This is a genomic window from Pseudomonas sp. GW821-FHT07G10, assembly GCF_059418545.1.
Genome location: NZ_JBWKQB010000009.1, coordinates 40,446 through 61,980 on the forward strand (window position 1 = coordinate 40,446; position 21,535 = coordinate 61,980).

22 protein-coding genes and 1 tRNA gene are annotated in these 21,535 nt (G+C 58.4%); 9 read left to right on the top strand and 14 right to left on the bottom strand.

The features are described 5' to 3' along the window. The first annotated feature begins 146 nt into the window (after positions 1-146). Positions 147-1,052: a LysR substrate-binding domain-containing protein gene (locus AC07O1_RS12650; protein WP_494991774.1), complete on the top strand. Its 906-nt coding sequence runs from the start codon at positions 147-149 to the stop codon at positions 1,050-1,052. Between the two features lie 83 nt (positions 1,053-1,135). Here AC07O1_RS12650 and AC07O1_RS12655 read toward each other — a convergent pair whose 3' ends face one another. Next, positions 1,136-3,193: a methyl-accepting chemotaxis protein gene (locus AC07O1_RS12655; protein WP_495088995.1), complete on the bottom strand. Its 2,058-nt coding sequence runs from the start codon at positions 3,191-3,193 to the stop codon at positions 1,136-1,138. 334 nt (positions 3,194-3,527) lie between these two features. Here AC07O1_RS12655 and AC07O1_RS12660 point away from each other — a divergent pair, with 334 nt between their 5' ends. Next, a complete protein-coding gene (locus AC07O1_RS12660; RefSeq protein ID WP_495088996.1) occupies positions 3,528-4,745 on the top strand; it encodes an MFS transporter in 1,218 nt (405 codons plus the stop codon). A gap of 49 nt (positions 4,746-4,794) precedes the next feature. Here AC07O1_RS12660 and AC07O1_RS12665 read toward each other — a convergent pair whose 3' ends face one another. Both AC07O1_RS12665 and AC07O1_RS12670 read right to left on the bottom strand, forming a co-directional pair. After that, entirely contained in the window at positions 4,795-5,073 is a 279-nt protein-coding gene (locus tag AC07O1_RS12665; protein WP_495088997.1) for a Rho-binding antiterminator, read from the bottom strand. Positions 5,074-5,150: 77 nt separating this feature from the next. Continuing rightward, on the bottom strand, positions 5,151-5,381 hold the full coding sequence (locus tag AC07O1_RS12670; protein WP_495088998.1) for a thioredoxin family protein: 231 nt from the start codon (positions 5,379-5,381) through the stop codon (positions 5,151-5,153). A gap of 120 nt (positions 5,382-5,501) precedes the next feature. Here AC07O1_RS12670 and AC07O1_RS12675 point away from each other — a divergent pair, with 120 nt between their 5' ends. Next, positions 5,502-6,071, top strand: coding sequence for a MarR family winged helix-turn-helix transcriptional regulator (locus tag AC07O1_RS12675; protein WP_495088999.1), 570 nt, complete (start codon positions 5,502-5,504; stop codon positions 6,069-6,071). Positions 6,072-6,159: 88 nt separating this feature from the next. Here AC07O1_RS12675 and ychF read toward each other — a convergent pair whose 3' ends face one another. The 8 genes from ychF to AC07O1_RS12715 all read right to left on the bottom strand — a co-directional run bounded on the left by ychF (position 6,160) and on the right by AC07O1_RS12715 (position 13,078). After that, positions 6,160-7,260, bottom strand: a complete 1,101-nt coding sequence (ychF, locus tag AC07O1_RS12680; RefSeq protein WP_494991777.1) for a redox-regulated ATPase YchF — start codon at positions 7,258-7,260, stop codon at positions 6,160-6,162. A 22-nt stretch (positions 7,261-7,282) separates the two neighbouring features. Beyond that, on the bottom strand, positions 7,283-7,867 hold the full coding sequence (gene pth / locus AC07O1_RS12685) for an aminoacyl-tRNA hydrolase (RefSeq protein ID WP_495089000.1): 585 nt from the start codon (positions 7,865-7,867) through the stop codon (positions 7,283-7,285). A 169-nt stretch (positions 7,868-8,036) separates the two neighbouring features. Further along, positions 8,037-8,636 (bottom strand): 50S ribosomal protein L25/general stress protein Ctc, encoded by a 600-nt coding sequence (locus AC07O1_RS12690; RefSeq protein ID WP_494991778.1) that lies wholly within the window; start codon positions 8,634-8,636, stop codon positions 8,037-8,039. 141 nt (positions 8,637-8,777) lie between these two features. Next, the gene (locus AC07O1_RS12695; protein WP_003208392.1) at positions 8,778-9,719 is read right to left on the bottom strand and encodes a ribose-phosphate pyrophosphokinase; all 942 of its coding nucleotides are present in this window, start codon (positions 9,717-9,719) and stop codon (positions 8,778-8,780) included. A 47-nt stretch (positions 9,720-9,766) separates the two neighbouring features. Beyond that, positions 9,767-9,841, bottom strand: a tRNA-Gln gene (locus AC07O1_RS12700). 37 nt (positions 9,842-9,878) lie between these two features. Continuing rightward, positions 9,879-10,730, bottom strand: a complete 852-nt coding sequence (gene ispE, locus AC07O1_RS12705; protein WP_495089001.1) for a 4-(cytidine 5'-diphospho)-2-C-methyl-D-erythritol kinase — start codon at positions 10,728-10,730, stop codon at positions 9,879-9,881. 1 nt (position 10,731) lies between these two features. Beyond that, positions 10,732-11,349, bottom strand: a complete 618-nt coding sequence (gene lolB / locus AC07O1_RS12710) for a lipoprotein insertase outer membrane protein LolB (protein WP_495089002.1) — start codon at positions 11,347-11,349, stop codon at positions 10,732-10,734. A gap of 4 nt (positions 11,350-11,353) precedes the next feature. Further along, positions 11,354-13,078 carry a tetratricopeptide repeat protein gene (locus tag AC07O1_RS12715; RefSeq protein WP_495089003.1) on the bottom strand — a complete coding sequence of 575 codons (1,725 nt, stop codon included), beginning with the start codon at positions 13,076-13,078 and terminating at the stop codon, positions 11,354-11,356. Between the two features lie 191 nt (positions 13,079-13,269). Between AC07O1_RS12715 and hemA the strand changes: the two genes are divergently transcribed. The 6 genes from hemA (at position 13,270) to AC07O1_RS12745 (ending at position 18,650) form a co-directional block, all read left to right on the top strand. Then, positions 13,270-14,559, top strand: a complete 1,290-nt coding sequence (hemA, locus tag AC07O1_RS12720; protein ID WP_494991782.1) for a glutamyl-tRNA reductase — start codon at positions 13,270-13,272, stop codon at positions 14,557-14,559. Continuing rightward, complete coding sequence (prfA, locus tag AC07O1_RS12725) at positions 14,556-15,638, top strand: peptide chain release factor 1 (RefSeq protein ID WP_494991783.1); 1,083 nt, start codon at positions 14,556-14,558, stop codon at positions 15,636-15,638. Before hemA ends, prfA begins: the two co-directional genes overlap by 4 nt. After that, positions 15,639-16,469, top strand: a complete 831-nt coding sequence (gene prmC / locus AC07O1_RS12730; RefSeq protein WP_495089004.1) for a peptide chain release factor N(5)-glutamine methyltransferase — start codon at positions 15,639-15,641, stop codon at positions 16,467-16,469. It begins immediately after the preceding gene. After that, positions 16,463-17,218: a molybdopterin-synthase adenylyltransferase MoeB gene (locus tag AC07O1_RS12735; protein ID WP_494991785.1), complete on the top strand. Its 756-nt coding sequence runs from the start codon at positions 16,463-16,465 to the stop codon at positions 17,216-17,218. The genes prmC and AC07O1_RS12735 overlap by 7 nt, the downstream gene beginning before the upstream one ends. Next, entirely contained in the window at positions 17,211-18,002 is a 792-nt protein-coding gene (gene murI / locus AC07O1_RS12740; protein ID WP_494991786.1) for a glutamate racemase, read from the top strand. Before AC07O1_RS12735 ends, murI begins: the two co-directional genes overlap by 8 nt. Positions 18,003-18,131: 129 nt before the next feature. After that, positions 18,132-18,650, top strand: coding sequence for an acyloxyacyl hydrolase (locus tag AC07O1_RS12745; RefSeq protein WP_495089005.1), 519 nt, complete (start codon positions 18,132-18,134; stop codon positions 18,648-18,650). A 71-nt stretch (positions 18,651-18,721) separates the two neighbouring features. Here the strand turns inward: AC07O1_RS12745 and AC07O1_RS12750 are convergent, their stop codons facing one another. The 3 genes from AC07O1_RS12750 to phrB form a co-directional block, all read right to left on the bottom strand. Then, positions 18,722-19,027 (bottom strand): YkgJ family cysteine cluster protein, encoded by a 306-nt coding sequence (locus tag AC07O1_RS12750; RefSeq protein WP_494991788.1) that lies wholly within the window; start codon positions 19,025-19,027, stop codon positions 18,722-18,724. Between the two features lie 118 nt (positions 19,028-19,145). After that, a complete protein-coding gene (locus tag AC07O1_RS12755) occupies positions 19,146-19,922 on the bottom strand; it encodes an SDR family NAD(P)-dependent oxidoreductase (RefSeq protein ID WP_495089006.1) in 777 nt (258 codons plus the stop codon). A gap of 159 nt (positions 19,923-20,081) precedes the next feature. Further along, on the bottom strand, positions 20,082-21,527 hold the full coding sequence (gene phrB / locus AC07O1_RS12760; protein WP_495089007.1) for a deoxyribodipyrimidine photo-lyase: 1,446 nt from the start codon (positions 21,525-21,527) through the stop codon (positions 20,082-20,084). Between the last annotated feature and the right edge of the window lie 8 nt (positions 21,528-21,535).

The following is a 21,535-nucleotide window of genomic DNA, read 5'->3' on the forward strand; positions in this document are numbered from 1 at the left end:
GTGCAGCGAGCCGCGTCGGCGGGCTCTTTGTTCTGTTCTTGTTGTTCTGGTGTGGCTCGATTATCAGTGAGGGGTTGCAGGTGCGAAACTTCAATTTTAACATAGGAGCTGTTAAATAATTTAATAGCTAGAGGCGGTTCTACCCAATGCCTACCCACCGTTTGCCGCCACTCAATGCCGTACGCGCTTTTGATGCGGCGGCGCGTCTGGGCAGCTATGTCGAAGCCTCAAAAGCGCTGCACGTGACCCAGCCAGCGATTGGCCGGCATGTGAAGTTGCTTGAGGAGTGGCTTGGCGTGCAGCTATTTGAGCGGACCTCACGCGGGGTTGTGCTGACAGTCGCCGGGCAGAAATACCACCACAAAATCTCCGCGGCTTTGCAGTTGATCGTTGAGGCCGGGAAGGAGTTGCTGCCCAGGGATTCCGAGCGCTGGCTGCGGATCATGGTGGTGCCGGGCTTCGCCAAGCGCTGGCTGACGCCCAGGCTTGAGGCGATGCGGCATCTGCGACCGGGGTTGAAGTTCGCCATTGAACCCAACTCGACCTTTACCGAAGTAGATGGCAAGAGCGCTGACTTGGGCATCGTTTATGGCCTGGATGGGCAGTATGCCAATTCCCGCGCGACCTTGATCTGCCCGCGGGTATTTCCGATTTGTACGCCGGGGTACCTGGCGAGCATCGAGCCGATTCACAGCCCGGTCGATCTGGTGAAACACAATTTGATCCACTTTGACGACGGCGAATGGTGGAACATGTGGTTCGCCGCCAATGATCTGGATATTCACCTGACTTCCGACGTGTTGTACGTCAACAATGACCACGCCTTATCGGTGGCCGAAAGCGGCCAGGGTATTGCTCTGGCCAACGAAGTATTGGTACGCGATGAACTTGAGGCCGGCACCCTGGTGCGAGCAGTTGAGGCCCAGGTGAAACTGGAAAGCTATCGCGTACTGACGCCATCAGCCGCGTTGTCGGCAGATGTGCAATGGTTTATCCAGTGGTTGTCGACGTCGCTGGAGCAAGAGTTTCCAGAGGCGGTGGTCGGGGTTTGATGGCCCCGACTTGACGTCAAAAGTGAAGGCCTGCACCTAACCTGTAGCAGCCTTCGGCAGCTGCTACAGGAGTTGCTTGTCGTTTAACTCAACCGAAACTTCCCCGTGTTCTCACTCAGCGCCTTACTACCCTGGCTCAAGGTGTCCGCCGCGCGGTTCACCGCTCGTGCGCCTTCAAGCAGGCGCATGGCCGCTTGATCGACCTGTTGAATATTGCCGCTGACTTCATCGGCGGTACTGGCCTGTTCTTCGACGGCGGTCGCAATCTGCGCCAGGGTATCGGTGACGCTTTGCACCGCACTGGCAATTTCTACCAGGCGTTCGCCAAGCCCGGTCACTGCCTGGGCATCGGTTTGTGCCTGACCGCAGGCAGCTTCCATCAAGGCCACGGCCTCGCTCACCGTGGCCCGCAGGCTATCGACGGTACCGGCGATTTGCGCGGTGGAGGATTGGGTGCGCTGCGACAGGCTGCGCACTTCATCGGCCACCACGGCAAACCCACGACCTTGCTCCCCGGCCCGGGCCGCCTCGATGGCGGCGTTCAACGCCAGCAGATTGGTCTGCTCGGCAACGCCGCGAATGGTATCCACCACCAGCTGGATCTGCTGCCCTTGCTCGCTGACCCGGCCAAGTGCTGCGGCAGTCTCGTTCAGGCGCTGGTTGAGTTGCTGGATGCTGGCGGTGGTCCGCTGACTGTCGCGGCTGCTGTCAGCGGCAATACGCTGGGTGTGTCGGGCACTGCCGGAAGCCTGTTCGCAGCTGTGTGCGACACCTTGTGAGGTGGCGGCCAGTTGGGTCGCCGCCGCGGCGATCTGGCTGATCTGCAATTGCTGTGCTTCGACTTCGCCCAAGGCGCCGCTGGAGTGGTCGTTGAGGGTGCGTACCGCGTCACTCAGCTGCAAGGTTTCGTGATCAACCCCGAGCAGACTGGTACGCAACTGCACCACCGCGACGTTGAGCGCGCTGCTAATGGCGGCCAGTTCATCGCGCCCGTGTACCGGTACTTGCAAAGACAGGTTGCCGTCACGCAAGGACTCGGCCAGCAAGGTGATGCCGCTGGCACTGCGACGGATCGATGCCTGCAAGCAAATGAACAGGTACAGCGCTGCCAGTAGCAGGCCGCCGAAGATCGTCGCCACCAGGATGAATTGGCGGATGGCCGAGCTCTGGTAGTAATCCAGGCGGCTGTCCAGCGACACCAGGGACTGTTGGCGCAACGATGACAGGTCCATGAGGAGGGCGTCGAGGCTGCGCTCGAAGTCTTGCGGCTTGAGATTGATGCTGCCGCCGAACACGCCGTCGTCGAGCACTTTGAGGCCGTCATCCAGATGCTTCAGGCTGTCGTGGTATTGCCCCGCCCAGGATCGCAACACGCTGGGCATCCGGGCTTCGAGCAGGCTGCCGGTCTTCACCAGCTGCTCGCGGGCGTCGCCGATGCGGCTGCGCAGGTCCCGCAGTTGCAGGCGGCTTTGCAGGGTGAATTGCCCGGACACCACTGAGGCCTGGCCGACACTGGCCAGTCGACCAACCCGTTCGATCAGGTCTGGAGCGTGTTGAGTGGAAATCTGCGTCAGCAGGCAGGTTTCCAGCCATGGGGCGAGGATCAGTCGGTTGTCCATGGCTATCTGCTCGCGCAGGGCTTGCAACGCGCTCAATGCGGCGGTGAAGCGCTCGTAGCCGTCCGGCCACCAGCCGACGCTGCTCAGGCTTTTGGAGTCCAATCCGCTTAGAGCCGCTTGCAGCCCTTGATAGCGACTCAAGGTGTCGCCGACGGCACCTTCGGTTTGCAGAGCGGTGCCGAGGTCGGTGACGGCTTGAGTGACGGCGGGCTGGACCGAGTCGAACGCAGCCATGGCGGCAAGGGTCGCCGGTGTAGGCTGACGATTGGTTTCTGTGGCTCGCCAGCGGGCGGCGCGGTCACGCTGAGTGGCCAGCAAGTTGTCCAGGCTGTCGAGGGCCAGCAATTGGCGAACTCCGGCACGCTCGCCGGAGATCAGGCTTAACTTGTCGCGGTAGTCCTGGCCGATTATCCACAGGCTGCCCATCAGCGGCAGGATGAACAGCAGAAACAACAGCTGAAACTTGCGGGCAAAGCCGAAGCGCCCAAGCAGTCTGATTCCTGGTGATAGAAAAACCTGCATGCCCGACTACTCCTCTGAGCACCACGCACCAATTGCGTGCAGTCCTGGCGGTGTGGCCTGGACCTGTGCTTGCTGTTAAAGACCTCGGAAAATCGCCATCGCGAGCCCTGTGCGGTGAGCCCTGTAGCGAAACTTCCCATTCTCGGTCCCCTTTGTAAGGGGCCGCGTTGAAGTGGATCAGCAACGCAAGATTCAGACCATGGCTTTGAGCTATCACGTTGTGCGTTGTAAGGTTTGAAGTTGTTAGCAGGCTAAGGGGATGGCTTTGCTGCACTGAAAAATGGCACATTGACCCACCTGCAAATGCGCACCCATCTGTTGTACGGAAACTCTTATGGCTATCAGTAACCTTCAGACCTCCGCGAGCCCGGCTTCTACCGCCCCGCAATCCAGCCCTTTGGTCATGCGCATCATCGGTGCCGTGGCTTTGGCGCATTTGATCAATGACCTGATTCAGGCGGTGTTGCCATCGATCTATCCAATGCTCAAGGCCAACTATGGACTGACCTTCACTCAGGTCGGCTTGATCACATTGACCTTTCAGCTCACCGCTTCGCTGTTGCAGCCATGGGTCGGGTATTACACCGATCGCCATCCCCAGCCCTATCTGCTGCCGCTGGGTATGGTCAGCACGTTGATTGGCATTTTGATGCTGTCTCAAGTCGGTAGCTTCCCGCTGATTCTGTTGGCCTCGGCGTTGATTGGTATCGGCTCTTCGACCTTTCACCCGGAAGCTTCGCGGGTCGCGCGACTGGCCTCGGGCGGCCGTTATGGCTTGGCGCAGTCGACCTTCCAGGTCGGTGGTAACGCCGGCTCGGCGTTCGGGCCGTTGCTGGCGGCAGCGATCATCATTCCGTTCGGCCAGGGCAACGTGGCCTGGTTCGGGGTGTTCGCGGTGTTCGCCTTGGGCGTGCTGTATGCGATCAGCCGTTGGTACAGCAATCACCTGAACCTGTTCAAACTCAAGCAGGGCCAGGCCGCAACCCATGGCTTGTCGAAAGGGCGGGTGCTGAGTGCATTAGTCGTGCTTGGGCTGCTGGTGTTCTCCAAGTACTTCTACATGGCCAGTTTCACCAGCTATTTCACTTTTTACCTGATCGAGAAATTCGACCTGTCGGTGGCCAGCTCGCAGTTGCATCTGTTCCTGTTTCTCGGTGCGGTCGCGGCGGGGACGTTCTTTGGCGGCCCGATCGGCGACAGGATCGGTCGCAAGGCGGTCATCTGGTTCTCGATTCTCGGCGTGGCGCCGTTCACGTTGTTGCTGCCCCACGTGGACCTGTTCTGGACCAGCGTGCTGAGCGTGGTGATCGGCTTCATTCTGGCTTCGGCATTCTCGGCCATTGTGGTTTACGCACAGGAATTGGTACCAGGTAACGTCGGGATGATTGCCGGGGTGTTCTTTGGTCTGATGTTTGGTTTCGGCGGGATTGGTGCGGCGCTGCTTGGGCATCTGGCCGACATACACGGTATCGAGTACGTGTACCTGCTGTGCTCGTTCCTGCCGTTGTTCGGTGTTTTGGCGATCTTTTTGCCGAGAACCAAAAAGGCCTGACCTGAACCCTCGTGAAAGAAAGCGCTGACGATCCTGTCAGCGCTTGTGATCATGTTGCGAAATACCGTGTGCTCATCTCGACTCGATCGAAACTGCTTTCAGCGTCTAGCGGCGTGATTGCCGATAATTGATCCAGTCGCACCTCTCGCTTGCCGTTTTTCCCCATCAGGCAAAGGAACTCTTCCCGGCTTGCGCGGGTGCGTGTGGTCACTGCTTTCGCCTCGAAACGATTGCCATCGATCAACTCGATCAACAGCTGATAACCGTGCATGCAGGCGATTTCCAGATAGTCGTGCAGATCGCAATTCAACGGCTGATACCTGTCCATTCAAGCCTCCTGCATCGATGTAAACGTGGTCAGCCACGTCGCCGGCGCGGGCACGACGTGGCGATTCATGCGTCGGCTTATTTCAGGTCGGCAATCGCGGCGCCGAAGTTCAGGTGCAACACCTGGCCTTCGACCACCAGCGCAGGGACCGACTTGACCCCAACCGCTTCAGCTTCGGCGATACGGGTAGGCAATTTGCCAAGATGGACAACCTCCACTTTTACTTTCGGGTCCAACAGGTTCAGCAGGGTTTGTTCTGCTTCGATGCAAACGGGGCAGCCAGCGTGGTAATAGCGAGCAGTAGTCATTTGAGTTGTCTCAGTTTGGTATCGAATCGATACAACTATTATTCTGCACGCGTGCCTGGCTTTGTCAAATTAGTTTTTATTCGATACTATATTGGAAGGGCTTAATCCGGGATTACCGCTGTGCTGTTCGATCTACTCGAAAGACTTACCAGCCTGACGCGTGTCTGGTTTCGCCAGCATCCGCTGCTGGCCGATATCCAGCCGATACAGTTGAGCGCGCTGATGTATCTGGCGCGTTGCAACCGCTACTCCAATACGCCATTGGCGGTGACTGACTATCTCGGCCTTACCAAGGGCACGGTTTCGCAGTCGCTCAAGGCGCTGGAGGCCAAAGGTCTGATCGTCAAAATCCAGGACGCCCACGACAAACGCAGCGTGCACCTCGATTTAACGCAAGAGGCCAGAGCGCTGCTAAGCGCGGTGATGCCGCCGGAATTCATCCGCGCGGCTACCGAGCGGATGGGCGGGCAAGCGGTTGAGCTGGAGTTCCTGCTGGGTGAGCTCTTAAGAAATATCCAGCGCACGGGAGATGTGCCCAGTTTCGGGTTATGTAAAACCTGCCGTTATCATCGGCAAATCGCTGGGGGGCCTTTCTGCGGGTTGACCGAGGAGCCACTGGCGCGTACGGACATCGAACTGATTTGCCGGGAACACCAGTTCGCCAGCGAGACGGGGCAGGAGGCGCAATGACCGGGACAGTGCGTGCTCCGGTCTGGAGCGGCCGCTAAATTGCGCAGATAAAAAAACACCCCGACAAGCGGGGTGTTTAATTTGAAGATCACACGTTAAAGCGGAAGTGCATCACGTCGCCGTCTTTGACGATGTAATCCTTGCCTTCCAGACGCCATTTACCGGCTTCTTTGGTGCCGGCTTCGCCCTTGTACTGGATGAAGTCGTTGTAGGCGATGACTTCGGCGCGGATGAAGCCTTTTTCGAAGTCGGTGTGGATCACCCCGGCCGCTTGTGGCGCAGTAGCACCGACTTTTACGGTCCAGGCGCGGACTTCCTCAACACCGGCGGTGAAGTAGGTTTGCAGGTGCAGCATTTCGTAGCCTGCGCGGATCACGCGGTTCAGGCCAGGCTCTTCCAGGCCCAGGGCCTCGAGGAACATGTCTTTCTCTTCGCCGTCGTCAAGCTCGGCGATTTCCGCTTCGATCTTGTTGCAGACCGGTACAACCACTGCACCTTCTTCTTCGGCGATGGCCATGACCACGTCGAGCAGCGGGTTGTTTTCGAAGCCGTCTTCGGCAACGTTGGCGATGTACATGACCGGTTTGGTGGTCAGCAGGTGGAAGCCACGGATCACCGCTTTCTCGTCGGTGCTCATGTTCTTCATCAGGCTGCGCGCAGGCTTGCCTTCGGTGAAGTGAGCGATCAACTGCTCCAGCAGGCCTTTCTGAACCACGGCGTCCTTGTCACCACCCTTGGCGTTGCGGGTGACTTTCTGAAGTTGCTTCTCGCAGCTGTCGAGGTCGGCGAAGATCAGTTCGAGGTCGATGATCTCGATGTCGCGTTTCGGGTCGACGCTGTTGGAGACGTGAATCACGTTCTCGTCTTCGAAGCAGCGGACCACGTGGGCGATGGCATCGGTTTCACGGATGTTGGCCAGGAACTTGTTGCCCAGACCTTCACCTTTCGAGGCGCCGGCAACGAGGCCTGCGATGTCGACGAATTCCATGGTGGTCGGCAGGATGCGCTTGGGTTTGACGATTTCCGCCAGTGCGTCCAGACGCGGATCGGGCATTGGCACTATGCCGCTGTTCGGCTCGATGGTGCAGAAGGGAAAGTTCTCGGCCGCGATACCGGATTTGGTCAGGGCGTTGAACAGGGTGGACTTGCCGACGTTAGGCAGGCCGACGATGCCGCAGTTGAATCCCATGGTGTTTCCCCTCGGATAAGAGTCAGGCCTTCTGGCTGTGCAGGTTTTTCATCGCGCGGTTCCATTCACCAGCGAGAATATCCGGCAGCACGCCGAGGGCAAAGTCGATGCTTGCATCGAGTTTTTCCTGTTCGGCGCGTGGCGCACGACCCAGGACAAAATTTGAAACCATACTGGCGACGCCTGGGTGGCCGATGCCAAGCCGCAAGCGGTGGAAAGTATTCTGATTGCCGAGCTGCGCGATGATGTCGCGCAGGCCGTTATGACCGCCATGCCCGCCGCCCTGTTTGAGCTTGGCTACGCCGGGTGGCAAGTCGAGTTCGTCGTGCGCCACCAGTATCGCTTCCGGTGGGATGCGGTAAAAACCGGCAAGTGCCGCTACGGCCTGGCCACTTCGGTTCATGAACGTGGTGGGAATCAGCAGACGAACATCCTGACCCTGATGCGTGAAGCGCCCGGTCAGGCCAAAAAATTTGCGCTCGGGCACCAGATTGATGCGCTGGGCCGATGCGATGCGCTCAACAAAAAAGGCCCCTGCGTTATGCCGGGTCTGTTCGTATTCGGTGCCTGGATTTCCCAGGCCAACGATCAGTTGTATGGCAGTCACATCAGGGGCCCTTCTTTGGAGTTGTGGATAGCATCGCCGCGTTGAGGTTGTGCGGCGAAAGTGGACGAAAAATGCTCATTTACCATTATGTAAACTCCGCGTTCTCGCCCGCTTTCTCGCTACGCTCTAGTCCGCGATGTTTCCAACAAACTCCGGCGTACAGAGTGAATTACTCTGCAGCGCCTTCTGCAGCTTCTGGAGCAACACGTGGAGCGTGAACGTTGGCAACAGCCAGGTCGTTACCGTGAGCCAGAGCTACGAACTCAACGCCTTTAGGTGCTTTGAGGTCGGACAGGTGAATGATCGAACCGATTACGGCGCTAGCCAGGTCGACTTCGATGAATTCAGGCAGGTCTTTTGGCAGGCAAGAAACTTCGACTTCAGCAACAACGTGCGAAATTTCGCCGCCTTTCTTCAGGGCAGCTTCTTCGTTGATGAAGTGCACTGGAACGTGAGCGGTCAGTTTCTGGCCAGCTACAACGCGTACGAAGTCAGCGTGCATCACGTGGCCTTTGGCCGGGTGACGCTGCAGAGCTTTGATAACGACGTTTTGCTTGGTGCCGCCAACGTTCAGTTCGATAACGTGGCTGAAAGCAGCTTCGTTTTCGAGCAGTTTGGCAACTTCTTTAGCCAGCATGCTGATGGATTCAGGGGCTTTTTCGCCACCGTAAACTACAGCTGGAACCAGGCTTGCGAGACGACGCAGGCGGCGGCTCGCACCTTTCCCCAGGTCGGAACGCACTTCAGCATTCAGAGTAAAATCGTTCATGTTGTATCTCCAAAATAACCACATTCGCCCCAGCGTTTGCGACCAGCGCTAAAGGCGATATGGGCAAAAAAGCCCCGCCCCAACAAGAATGCCGGGGCGGGGCGCTTTTCGTCATCGTGATGAGTGCGAAGGGCAGGGCCCTTAGCGGAACATCGCGCTGATCGATTCTTCGTTGCTGATACGGCGAACCGCTTCGGCAACTACCGGTGCGATATCCAGTTGACGGATACGCGAACAGGCTTGTGCTGCAGCGGACAGCGGGATGGTGTTAGTCACCACCAGCTCGTCCAGCATGGAATTTTCAATGTTTTCGATCGCTCGACCCGACAGCACAGGGTGTGTGCAGTAGGCAAAGACCTTGGCAGCGCCATGCTCTTTCAAGGCTTTAGCCGCGTGGCACAAGGTGCCGGCGGTATCGACCATGTCATCGACCAGAATACAGGTACGCCCTTCAACATCACCGATGATATGCATCACTTCAGAGTGATTGGCTTTCTCACGGCGCTTGTCGATGATCCCGAGATCCACGCCCAGGGATTTGGCAACAGCACGTGCACGCACGACGCCGCCAATGTCCGGGGACACGATCATCAGGTTTTCGAAGCGTTGGTCTTCGATGTCATCCACCAATACCGGGGAGCCGTAGATGTTATCTACCGGAATATCGAAGAAGCCCTGGATCTGGTCAGCATGCAGATCAACCGTGAGAACACGATCGATACCGACTACGGTGAGCATGTCAGCGACGACTTTCGCGCTGATAGCCACACGTGCGGAACGCGGACGGCGATCCTGACGGGCATAACCAAAGTAGGGGATCACCGCAGTGATTCGAGTTGCTGAGGAGCGACGGAAGGCATCAGCCATCACGACGAGTTCCATCAGGTTATCGTTGGTCGGAGCACACGTCGGCTGAATGATGAAGACGTCTTTACCGCGGACGTTTTCATTAATCTCAGCGGTGATTTCGCCGTCGGAGAACTTACCGACAGAAATGTCACCGAGTGGGATATGCAGCTGACGTACAACACGCCGAGCCAGATCGGGGTTAGCGTTCCCCGTAAAGACCATCATCTTGGACACGCGCAGTACCTGAAGGCTGAGGGTATACCTGGATGAGTATAGGAAAATGGCAGGGGCGGCTGGATTCGAACCAACGCATGGCAGGATCAAAACCTGCTGCCTTACCGCTTGGCGACGCCCCTGTATCTGTTGCAACGAGTGCCCAGCACCCGGTTCCTTTTAGAGCAGACTTTGCAGCTTGCGATGCAACATCGAAACGTTGCTTCCCTTTGCTACAAACCCTGTAAGGGTCTCTGTAAGAAGGGCCGAGACTTTATCAGCTTCAGCTTTGCTTGGGAAGCCCCCAAACACACAACTTCCAGTTCCGGTGAGTTTTGCTTCGGTAAATTTACCTAACAAATTCAATGCGTTACGTACATCTGGATAACGCCTTGCTACCACCGGTAAGCAGTCATTTCGACTGTTTCCCTTGGGAACGGGGCGCACTTTAATGGGCGGAGAGTTACGTGTCAACAGTGGATCTGAAAAAATTTCTGCTGTACTTACAGATACTTGCGGCACAAGCACGAGATACCACGGTTCTTCGGGGTCTACGGGGGTGAGTTTTTCTCCCACACCTTCAGCGAAAGCTGCGTGCCCACGCACGAAAACCGGGACGTCCGCGCCCAATGTCAGGCCCAAAGCCGCTAATCGATCTTCATCCCAACCCGTTTGCCAGAGGTGATTGAGGCCGAGCAGAGTGGTCGCCGCATTTGAACTGCCGCCACCGATTCCGCCGCCCATGGGCAGAATTTTTTTGATCCAGATATCGATTCCCAGCGTGGAGCCGGATTGTTCCTGAAGCTTTTTCGCCGCGCGCACGATCAAATTGCTGTCGTGGGGGACGCCGTCGAATTCGGTATGCAGCTTGATGATGCCGTCATCGCGAACGGCAAAGGTCAGTTCGTCGGCATAATCGAGAAACTGAAACAACGTCTGCAGCTCGTGGTAGCCGTCTTCACGGCGACCGAGGATATGCAGCATCAGATTGAGTTTTGCCGGAGCAGGCAGGGTCAGGCGTGGAGTTGTCATGTCATTGCCCCAGCTTGCGCGGTTGCCAGTCCTTGATCACCAGCGTGACGTCGAGGTCGGGACCATGCAGCTTGATTCGTTCCGGTAGCCAGAAACCGCTCTCTTGGGCGTAGCTCAAATACTCGACCTGCCAGCCATCCTGCTCGAGGTTGGCCAGGCGGCTGTCGGCATCGAGGTTCAGACGGCTTTTGCTATCGGGCGCGGGAAGACCGCGAACCCACCAGACCAGATGCGAGACCGGCAGCTTCCAGCCGAGTTGTTCTTCCAGCAGGGCCTCTGGCGTAGGCGCTTCATAGCGTCCCTGGTTGGCGACTTCCAGTGCCACCCGGCCCGGGCGACCGGTCAGGCGCGCCGCGCCGCGACCCAATGGGCCGGACAGGCGTATGTCGTAGTAGTCCTGACGTTGTAGCCAGAACAAGGTGCCGCTACCCGAATCTTTCGGCGCGCGAATGCCGACCTTGCCGCTGATCTGCCAGCCATCGAGGCTGCTCAGCTGTTGTTTGTGCACGCGCCATTGCGCGGGGTTGCCGTGACCTTCGACGGACTCACGGGCGCCAAAGCCCGCGCAACCGGCAAGCAGGGCGATGAAGCTGAAAACGATAAAGTGGCGCAAAAACATAATCTTAAAAAGTCTCGGATCCGGTCAGGCGCTTAATGGTGCTGCGCAGGGTAGGGCTGTCGGGCTGATCCTTGAGGAATTTGCCCCAGATTTGCTTGGCCTCGCGTTGTTTGCCGTTGGCCCACAGGACTTCGCCCAGGTGCGCAGCGACCTCCTGATCGGGGAAGCGCTCAAGGGCCTGGCGCAGCAAGCGTTCGGCTTCATCGAGGTTGCCCAGGCGGAAGTTCACCCAGCCGAGGCTGTCGAGTACCGCCGGATCTTCCGGATTCAGCTGATGAGCCTGTTCGATCAGCGCCTTGGCTTCGGCGTAACGCGTTGTACGGTCCGACAAGGTGTAGCCCAGAGCATTCAGCGCCATCGCATTGTTCGGATCGTGCTTGATGATCAGCCGCAGGTCTTTTTCCATCTGCGCCAGGTCATTGCGCTTTTCCGCCTGCATGGCGCGGGTATATAGCAGATTCAGATCGTCCGGGTACTGCTGCAAGGCTTGCTGCAATACCTTCCAGGCGCGATCGCCCTGATTGTTGGCAGACAAGGTCTCAACCTCGATCAGATACAGCTGTATCGCGTAATCGGGTTGAGTGTCGCGGGCAGTGGCCAAACGGCTTTCGGCTTCGCTGGTGCGACCGTTGTTCATCAGAATATCGGCCTGACGCAATTGCGCCGGCAGGTAGTCATTGCCCGGTGCAACCTGGGCGTATTCGATCAGTGCACCTTGTGGGTCGTTGCGTTCTTCGGCGATGCGGCCCAGGTTCAGGTGTGCCGAATCGACGTGGCTTTCCCGGGCGATCAGGTCTTCCAGATAGCCCTTGGCCTCTTCCCAGGCCTTGGCTTCCAGGCAGACCAGCGCCAGTGAGTAACGCAGCTCGTCATCTTCCGGGTATTGCTGAACCAGCCTGGAAAACTCGACTTTGGCGTCGTGCATGCGGTCCTGTTCGACCAGCATGCGTGCATAAGTCAGGCGCAGGCGTTTGTCGTCCGGGTATTTACGGATGCTTTTTTCCAGCAGTGGCAAGGCTTCCTTGCCACGACCCATGCTTTGCAGCAGGCGGGCGTGGAGCAACAGCGGTGCTACTTCGCCATCTTCCGGTGGATTTTTTTCAAGGAGGGTCAGTGCAGCCCCGGATTCACCATTCTGTTGCAGCAACAACGCTTTGCCGAAGATCAATTGACCGTTTTTCGGGTGTTTCTGCAATAACCGGTCAAAACTTTTGATCAAGCCGTTGCGGGTGTCCTGGTCGGTATCGGCGGCAGACAAGGCAAGAAAGTCGAAATGGGTGTCGCCTTTGCCTTGCAGGACTTTCTCCATGTAGACCATGGAATCGTCATAACGCCCGCCGCGGGCCAATTGAACGGCTGCGGCACGTTGCGCCTCCAGATCGTCCGGGGCGTTTTTCGCCCAGATCAGAGCGGTGTCCAGCGCTGCCTGATCGGCACCCAGGTACTCGGCGATGCGGAACGCCCGTTCGGAGATTCCCGGATCCTGAGTATTGATGGCCTGGGTCACATAGTTGTCCAGTGCAATGTCGAAACGATTGCGCTGGCCAGCCAGTTCCGCACTCAGCAGACTGAATATCGTATCTTCGCTGAACGAACTGTAAACCTTGGGCTTTTCAGGGGCCGGAGTGCTGCCTTCGACCGGTGGCGTACCGTCCGATGATACGGGTGCCAAGGCCTGGCAGCCGCTTAGGAAGACAAAAGCGAGGAGCAACGCGGAGGATCTATTCATATAGGAAGAGGACGACTAACCTGCGGTCGGATCATCATGACACAAGCCTTCGGCCAAACATAACCGCCCCGTTAATTCATATTAAAGGGCGCTCGAACGCTTCGTGCAGGGGGATTCGTTGCGGCAATGGTTGTTCTGGATCTGGCGAAGTAGGACAATTGACGGCTTCTCGACATCATCAGCGACCTTGAATGGCCTTTCTTGCACTCGGTATCAACCACAAGACTGCTTCAGTAGACGTCCGCGAGCGCGTGGCCTTTACCCCTGAGCAGTTGGTTGAGGCCTTGCAGCAGCTCTGCCGCCTCACCGATAGCCGCGAAGCTGCGATCCTCTCCACCTGCAATCGCAGTGAACTGTATATAGAACAGGATCACCTTTCGGCTGACATTGTGCTGCGCTGGCTGGCCGATTATCACCAATTGAGCCTCGAGGAGCTGCGTGCGAGTGCTTATGTGCATGAAGATGATGCGGCCGTTCGTCACATGATGCGTGTGGCTTCAGGGCTGGATTCGCTGGTGCTGGGTGAACCGCAGATTCTCGGCCAGATGAAGTCGGCCTATGCCGTGGCTCGCGAGGCCGGCACCATTGGTCCACTGCTTGGGCGCTTGTTTCAGGCGACGTTCAATGCGGCCAAACAGGTGCGTACCGACACCGCCATCGGTGAAAACCCGGTGTCGGTGGCCTTTGCCGCCGTCAGCCTGGCGAAACAGATTTTCAGTGACTTGCAACGCAGCCAGGCTCTGTTGATTGGCGCCGGCGAAACCATCACGCTGGTCGCCCGACATCTGCATGAGCTTGGCGTCAAGCGTATCGTGGTCGCCAACCGCACGCTGGAGCGCGCGAGCATTTTGGCCGAACAGTTCGGTGCCCACGCGGTGCTGCTCTCGGATATCCCGGCAGAATTGGTTCGCAGCGACATCGTCATCAGCTCCACTGCCAGCCAGTTGCCGATTCTGGGCAAGGGCGCGGTCGAGAGTGCATTGAAGCTGCGCAAGCACAAACCGATCTTCATGGTTGACATCGCCGTGCCGCGCGATATCGAGCCGGAAGTCGGCGAGTTGGACGACGTTTACCTCTATAGCGTCGACGATCTCCACGAAGTGGTCGCCGAAAACCTCAAGAGTCGTCAGGGTGCTGCGCAAGCGGCGGAAGAGATGGTGTCCATCGGCGCCGACGACTTCATGGTGCGATTGCGTGAACTGGCGGCGGTGGATGTACTCAAGGCCTACCGCCAGCAAAGCGAACGCCTGCGTGATGAAGAGCTGCTCAAGGCCCAGCGCATGCTCGCCAATGGCAGCAACGCCGAAGACGTGTTGGTGCATCTGGCCCGCGGCCTGACCAACAAATTGCTGCATGCCCCGAGCGTGCAGTTGAAAAAGCTTTCCGCCGAAGGCCGCCTCGATGCGCTGGCCATGGCTCAGGAACTCTTTGCCCTCGGTGAGGGCCCATCGGATAGCTTTTCGGATAAAAAACCGCAATGAAAGCGTCACTGCTCAATAAGCTGGACATCCTCCAGGACCGTTTCGAGGAATTGACCGCCTTGCTCGGCGATGGCGAAGTCATTTCCGACCAGAACAAGTTCCGTACCTATTCCAAGGAATACGCGGAAGTTGAACCGATTGTCACCACCTATGCACAACTGCTCAAGGTTCAAGCTGACCTCGAAGGCGCCCAGGCGCTGCTCAAGGACAGCGACCCGGACATGCGCGAAATGGCGGTCGAGGAGGTGCGCGAAGCCAAAGAGCGGCTGATCGAGCTCGAAGGCGACCTGCAACGCATGCTGCTGCCCAAGGATCCCAACGACGGGCGCAACGTGTTCCTCGAGATACGTGCCGGCACCGGCGGTGACGAAGCGGCGATTTTCTCCGGCGACCTGTTCCGTATGTATTCACGCTACGCCGAGCGTCGCGGCTGGCGGGTGGAAATTCTCTCGGAGAACATAGGCGAGCACGGCGGCTATAAAGAAGTCATTGCCCGGGTCGAAGGCGACAACGTCTATGGCAAACTGAAATTCGAATCGGGTGCCCATCGCGTGCAACGGGTTCCAGCGACAGAGTCTCAGGGCCGTATTCACACCTCGGCCTGTACCGTGGCGGTATTGCCTGAGCCGGATGAACAGGAAGCCATCGAGATCAACCCGGCGGACCTGCGGGTCGATACCTATCGCTCCTCCGGTGCCGGTGGTCAGCACGTCAACAAGACCGACTCGGCGATCCGCATCACTCACCTTCCTTCGGGAATTGTGGTTGAGTGTCAGGAAGAACGTTCTCAGCACAAGAACCGTGCGCGGGCGATGTCCTGGCTGTCGGCCAAGTTGAACGACCAGCAGACCAGCGCCGCGGCCAATGCCATCGCCAGCGAGCGTAAGTTGCTGGTAGGTTCGGGTGATCGTTCCGAGCGGATCCGTACCTATAACTTTGCTCAAGGCCGGGTTACCGATCATCGGGTCAACCTGACCCTGTATTCCCTTGATGAAATCCTCGCGGGCGGCGTCGAAGCGGTGATCGAGCCATTGCTGGCCGAATATCAGGCCGATCAACTGGCATCGATAGGTGAGTAAATGACGATTATTGCCAGCTTGTTACGCTCGGCCGAACTGCCTGATTCGCCCACGGCCCGTCTGGATGCCGAGTTATTGCTGGCAGCAGCTCTGGGCAAGTCCCGCAGTTTTCTGCACACCTGGCCAGAGCGGATCGTCAGCAGCGAAGCTGCGCTGACCTTTGCCGATTATTTACGGCGCCGCCGCGCTGGTGAGCCAGTGGCCTATATTCTCGGCCAGCAGGGTTTCTGGAAGCTGGACCTGGAAGTCGCGCCGCATACGCTGATTCCGCGTCCGGACACTGAGCTGCTGGTGGAGGCCGCGCTGGAACTGTTGCCGGCCACACCTGCCAAGGTGCTCGATCTGGGCACCGGCAGCGGCGCGATTGCCTTGGCCCTGGCCAGTGAACGTCCGGCCTGGCACGTCACGGCGGTGGATCGGGTGCTCGAAGCCGTGGCCCTGGCCGAGCGCAACCGTCAGCGGCTGAACCTGAACAATGTCACGGTGCTCAACAGTCACTGGTTCAGCGCACTGCAAGATCATCGTTTCCAGCTAATTATCAGTAACCCGCCGTACATTGCCGATGCCGATCCGCATCTGGTGGCCGGTGATGTGCGTTTCGAGCCGGCCAGTGCGCTGGTGGCGGGTGTGGACGGACTCGACGATCTGCGTCTGATCATCGCCCAGGCACCGCAACACCTCGAGGCGGGCGGCTGGTTGATGCTTGAACATGGCTACGACCAGGCGCTGGCAGTGCGTGATTTGCTGCTGACTCGCGGCTTTGAAGAAGTACACAGTCGTAAAGATCTGGGCGACCACGAACGTATCAGTCTGGGGCGTCTACCGTGCTGAATGATCAGGAGCTGTTGCGCTATAGCCGGCAGATTTTGTTGCAGCATGTCGACATCGACGGTCAGTTGCGCCTCAAGAACAGCCGCATATTGATCGTCGGCCTCGGCGGTCTCGGTGCGCCGGTGGCCTTGTACCTGGCGGCGGCCGGGGTTGGCGAGCTGCATCTGGCGGACTTCGATACGGTCGATCTGACCAACCTGCAACGGCAGATCATTCATGACACGGACAGCGTTGGCCTGAGTAAGGTCGACTCGGCGATTCGTCGCCTTACCGCGATCAATCCAGAGATTCAGTTGATCGCCCATCGCTCGGCGCTGGACGAAGACTCGCTGGCAGCCGCTGTCGCTGCTGTCGATCTGGTTCTTGATTGCTCCGATAATTTCTCTACCCGCGAAGCCGTCAATGCGGCCTGTGTTGCGGCGCGCAAACCCTTGGTCAGCGGCGCGGCGATTCGCCTGGAGGGGCAGCTTTCGGTGTTCGATCCGCGTCGGCCCGAGAGCCCTTGTTACCACTGCTTGTATGGGCACGGCAGCGAAGCCGAATTGACCTGCAGTGAAGCCGGCGTGCTCGGTCCGCTGGTGGGGCTGGTCGGTAGCCTGCAAGCCCTTGAGGCGCTGAAATTGCTGGTCGGCTTTGGCGAACCGCTGGTGGGGCGCTTGCTGTTGATCGATGCCTTGGGTACGCGCTTTCGCGAACTGCGGGTCAAGCGTGATCCAGGCTGCGGTGTCTGCGGGCCAAAACATGCGTGAAGCGCCGATTGGTGTGTTCGACTCCGGTGTCGGCGGTCTGTCGGTGCTGGGTGAAATCCAGCGCCTGCTGCCCAACGAGTCGCTGCTGTACTTCGGCGACTGCGGCAACATTCCCTATGGCGAGAAGACTCCGGAGTTCATTCAGCAGCGCTGCAGCGTGATGGCTGAATTCTTTGCCCGGCAGGGTGCCAAGGCGTTGGTGCTGGCCTGTAACACGGCGACGGTGGCCGGTGTTGCGGACTTGCGTCGCGATTACCCGGACTGGCCGATCGTCGGTATGGAGCCAGCGGTGAAGCCGGCGGCGGCAGCGACCCGCAGCGGTGTGGTCGGCGTGCTGGCAACTACCGGGACCTTGCAGAGCGCCAAGTTTGCAGCGTTGCTCGACCGTTTCGCCACCGATGTGCGGGTCATTACCCAACCTTGCCCCGGGCTGGTAGAGCTGATTGAAGCGGGTGATCTGCACAGTGCCGTGCTTCGCCAGCTACTGCTCGGTTACCTTGAGCCCCTGTTGGCGGCAGGTTGCGACACAATCATTCTCGGCTGCACCCACTATCCCTTTCTCAAGCCATTGCTCAAGCAGATGCTCGCGGACGAGATCAGCCTGATCGATACCGGCGCCGCCGTGGCCCGGCAACTTCAACGCTTGCTCGCCGAGCGTGAAATGCTCGCCGAAGGCCCCGCACACGAAGCGAAATTCTGGACCAGTGCCAGCCCTGAGCACCTGAGAAATATCTTGCCGTTGCTATGGAATAAGTCTGGCGCTGTGCAAAGCTTCCCTTTGTAAAAAAAATTAAAAAAAACGATTCAAAAGAGCTGAGCTTCTACGTCAGCACCGAGTTCTATAGCTAGTCTGTTGAGTAGTACGAAAACCATACGAAAACCATACGAAATCGTTCGGAAAAGGATGTTTCTAATGAAGCGACTATTCTGTTTGGCTGCGCTTGCGGCCGCACTGTTGGGGCAAAGTTTTTCGGCACAGGCTGCTGGAGTGGAGTTCGCGATTGGCGAGACCAGCGACTCGACCCAGACCTACCGCCTGGGTATGCAACTGGATTGGGACAAGAGCTGGCTACAGAGTAATGTCGGTCGTCTAACCGGCTATTGGAGCGGCGCCTACACCTTCTGGAACGGCGACAAAAAGCCGAGCAACCACAGCCTGTCATTCTCGCCGGTACTGGTTTATGAGTTCGCCGGCGAAACCGTCAAACCTTATGTCGAGGCAGGGATTGGTGTGTCATTGTTCGCCCACACCGAGGTGGAAGACAACAAGTTGGGGTCGGCGTTTCAGTTCGAAGATCGCATCGGTTTAGGCCTGCGCTTTAGCGGTGGACATGAAGTCGGTATTCGCGCGACTCACTATTCCAACGCCAGCATCAGCAGCCATAACGACGGTATAGAGAGCTACGCGCTGCATTACACGATGCCGCTTTGATCTGAACACTGACCAGGGAACTATTGTGGCGAGGGGCTTGCCTGCTCGCCACAAATGCTTACGTTTGAAATTCAACGATACGCGGTAGCAATCCCTTGGCGTTCGTTGATGCAATCCGCTTCACCCATCTCGAACTCCCGGCAGATCAGCGGGCGCTTCTCGTAGATGGTGCACATCATGCTGTTGCGGTCCAGCGCGGCGCACCAGCCATCATCCAGACGCAGCATGACTTCCCCGCCCCAATCGTCAGTGTCGATAAAGCGTTCAGGCACGCCGGTGTCGGTGATCAGCATGACTTCCAGTTGGCAGCAGCAGGCTGCGCAGGTGGAGCAGGTAATCGCCGGTTCGGCAATTTCGGTGAGGGGGATGTTGGTCATAGACGCGCAGTGTAAGGCAGTGGGCCCGTGCTGTGTGAAAGGCCTGACGGACGCCCGGTGAGCTAACGCTTGCCGGGCAGCGGTCGAGTGTCCACTGCCGACGATGTCGACACTACGGCTAGTCCTCGGTCGTCGGTCCGTTTCGGACCATGAGCTGGTCGTTCGCCGGTTTCGTCTGGTTGGGAAGCGTTGACAGCGGCCAGAACTGCGCCATGAACAAGGCCGGAAAAGCGACCTCCAGGGGGCGATCCTGGATTTTCTCCAGGATATGCCGCGCGGCTTTGTCCGCCGGCCAGCTCGTCGGCATGGGGACGTCGTTTTTCTCGGTCAGTGGGGCGTCGACGAAGCCAGGGCTGACCACGGTGACGGCGATGCTTTGCGGTGCCAAATCGACGCGCAGGGACTCGAACAGATAGCGCAAGCCGGCTTTGGACGCGCCAAAGGCTTCGGATCGCGGCAACGGCAGGTAGGTCACCGAGCTGGCGATGCCCACCAGGTGCGGTAAGTTCCCGGCGCGCAGCAGGGGGAGCGCAGCTTCGATGCAATAACTGCTGGCAAGCAGATTGGTGCGTATTACATGCTCGATGATCGATGCGTCTAACTGCCTGGCGTCGACGTATTCACAGGTCCCGGCGTTGAGGATCACCGTGTCGAGAGCCCCCCAAACCTCTGCGATGTGCTCGCCGACTTCCCGGACTTGCTGGCTGTTGGTGAGATCGGCGGGCACCAGCAGCACTTGCCCCGGGAAGCGCGTGGACAGTGCTTCCAGCGGCGCGACAGTTCGCGAACTGACAGCCAGATACACACCGGACCTGAGCAGTTCTTCGGCCAACGCGGCACCGATTCCGCTGCTGGCCCCGGTCAGCCAGATACGACGTGAAGGTGTGCGACTCATCCCATTCTCCTTTTTAGCCATGCGATGGCTTGGCTAACCGCAGACAAAGTTTCATAACGCAGGGCCCTGGCATCGAAATAATTCCGCTGCCGGTAAACCTTGTCGCGCCAAAGCGGGTGCAAGTAATCGTCAAGCCGAATCAACCGGCCGCCGGGTAAGTCACTCATAGCCACCTCCGGCATTTTGACGGGAGGGTAGGCTGTTGAACGCGGCCAGAGCTCGCTCTCGAGATTTATTCAGATTTACTATCGGCTGCGGGTAGTCGGCCGCGCTGAATAGCCTGCCCATGGCGGCCGGGTTGTGGATATCTTTCTTGTTCAGTGCCGCCAGTTCCGGCAACCAATGCTTGATGAACAGCCCTTGCGCGTCGAACTTTTCCGACTGGCTCAGCGGATTGAAGATCCGGAAGTAGGGCGCTGAATCAGTACCGGTTGACGAACTCCATTGCCAGCCGCCGTTATTCGCTGCCAGATCGCCATCGATCAGATGACGCATGAAAAAGCGCTCGCCTTCACGCCAGTCGATCAGCAGGTTTTTGGTCAGAAACATCGCCACGACCATCCGCAGGCGGTTGTGCATCCATCCGGTTTCCAGCAATTGGCGCATGGCTGCGTCGATGATGGGTAAACCCGTCCGCGCCTGCTGCCAGGCGGCCAGTTCTTCGGGGGCGTTGCGCCAGGCCAGGGCTTCGGTTTCCGGGCGAAATGCGCGGTACCGGGAAACGCGTGGGTAGCCCACCAGGATATGTTTGTAAAACTCGCGCCACAGCAGCTCGTTGATCCAGGTCACGGCACCGACATTGCCGCTTTCAAACTCTCCCTGATTGCATTGCAACGCGGCGTGCAGGCATTGCCGTGGCGAAATCACCCCCGCGGCCAGGTAAGCGGACAATTGGCTGGTGCCAGGCCTGGCTGGAAAATCCCGTTCGGTTTTGTAGTGGTCGATCTGTTGCCCGGTAAAATTCTCCAGACGCCGCCATGCTTCGGCTTCACCGGCAGGCCAGAGCCCACATAGCGTCTCGCTGGGTGTCGCGAAGCCATCGATCTGTGACGGAACCGGATCGCTGGTAGTGGTCATCGGCAACTGAGCTTTGGGGGCTGCGATCAGTCGTGGCAGTGCGCCGTGCAGGCGGGAATAGCAGACTTTGCGAAACTGGCTGAAGACCTGGAAATAAGTGCCCATTCTGGTCAACACGCTGCCGGGCTTGAACAGCAATTGATCGAGGTAGCTGTGAAAGGTGACGCCATGAGTTTGCAGCGCTTTGGCGACCGCCGCATCACGCTGGCTTTCATGAGTGCCGTATTCCTCGTTGGCGTGAACCGCGTCGATACCGAGTTGTTGGCATAACTCAAGTAGCACATGGGGTATTTGTGCCCAAGTAGGGGAATGGCGGATCAGCAAGGGGATATTCAGTTCGCCCAGGGCTTTGCTTAGCTCGCGTAGATTGCGCAGCCAGAAGTCGACTTTGCACGGAGCGTCGTCGTGGGCCTGCCATTGCTTCGGGCTCAGAAAGTACACGGCTACGGTCGGGCCGCACACTGCGGCGGCCGTAAGGGCAGTGTTGTCATGTAGGCGCAGGTCGCTGCGCAGCCAGATCAATTGCATGGTCGTTC

Coding starts and splice junctions, on each gene's coding strand:
- AC07O1_RS12650 (WP_494991774.1), top strand. CDS start 147: ATGCCTACCCACCGTTTGCCGCCACTCAATGCCGTACGCGCTTTTGAT.
- AC07O1_RS12655 (WP_495088995.1), bottom strand. CDS start 3,193: ATGCAGGTTTTTCTATCACCAGGAATCAGACTGCTTGGGCGCTTCGGC.
- AC07O1_RS12660 (WP_495088996.1), top strand. CDS start 3,528: ATGGCTATCAGTAACCTTCAGACCTCCGCGAGCCCGGCTTCTACCGCC.
- AC07O1_RS12665 (WP_495088997.1), bottom strand. CDS start 5,073: ATGGACAGGTATCAGCCGTTGAATTGCGATCTGCACGACTATCTGGAA.
- AC07O1_RS12670 (WP_495088998.1), bottom strand. CDS start 5,381: ATGACTACTGCTCGCTATTACCACGCTGGCTGCCCCGTTTGCATCGAA.
- ychF (WP_494991777.1), bottom strand. CDS start 7,260: ATGGGATTCAACTGCGGCATCGTCGGCCTGCCTAACGTCGGCAAGTCC.
- AC07O1_RS12690 (WP_494991778.1), bottom strand. CDS start 8,636: ATGAACGATTTTACTCTGAATGCTGAAGTGCGTTCCGACCTGGGGAAA.
- ispE (WP_495089001.1), bottom strand. CDS start 10,730: ATGACAACTCCACGCCTGACCCTGCCTGCTCCGGCAAAACTCAATCTG.
- lolB (WP_495089002.1), bottom strand. CDS start 11,349: ATGTTTTTGCGCCACTTTATCGTTTTCAGCTTCATCGCCCTGCTTGCC.
- AC07O1_RS12715 (WP_495089003.1), bottom strand. CDS start 13,078: ATGAATAGATCCTCCGCGTTGCTCCTCGCTTTTGTCTTCCTAAGCGGC.
- hemA (WP_494991782.1), top strand. CDS start 13,270: ATGGCCTTTCTTGCACTCGGTATCAACCACAAGACTGCTTCAGTAGAC.
- prfA (WP_494991783.1), top strand. CDS start 14,556: ATGAAAGCGTCACTGCTCAATAAGCTGGACATCCTCCAGGACCGTTTC.
- prmC (WP_495089004.1), top strand. CDS start 15,639: ATGACGATTATTGCCAGCTTGTTACGCTCGGCCGAACTGCCTGATTCG.
- murI (WP_494991786.1), top strand. CDS start 17,211: ATGCGTGAAGCGCCGATTGGTGTGTTCGACTCCGGTGTCGGCGGTCTG.
- AC07O1_RS12745 (WP_495089005.1), top strand. CDS start 18,132: ATGAAGCGACTATTCTGTTTGGCTGCGCTTGCGGCCGCACTGTTGGGG.
- AC07O1_RS12750 (WP_494991788.1), bottom strand. CDS start 19,027: ATGACCAACATCCCCCTCACCGAAATTGCCGAACCGGCGATTACCTGC.
- AC07O1_RS12755 (WP_495089006.1), bottom strand. CDS start 19,922: ATGAGTCGCACACCTTCACGTCGTATCTGGCTGACCGGGGCCAGCAGC.
- phrB (WP_495089007.1), bottom strand. CDS start 21,527: ATGCAATTGATCTGGCTGCGCAGCGACCTGCGCCTACATGACAACACT.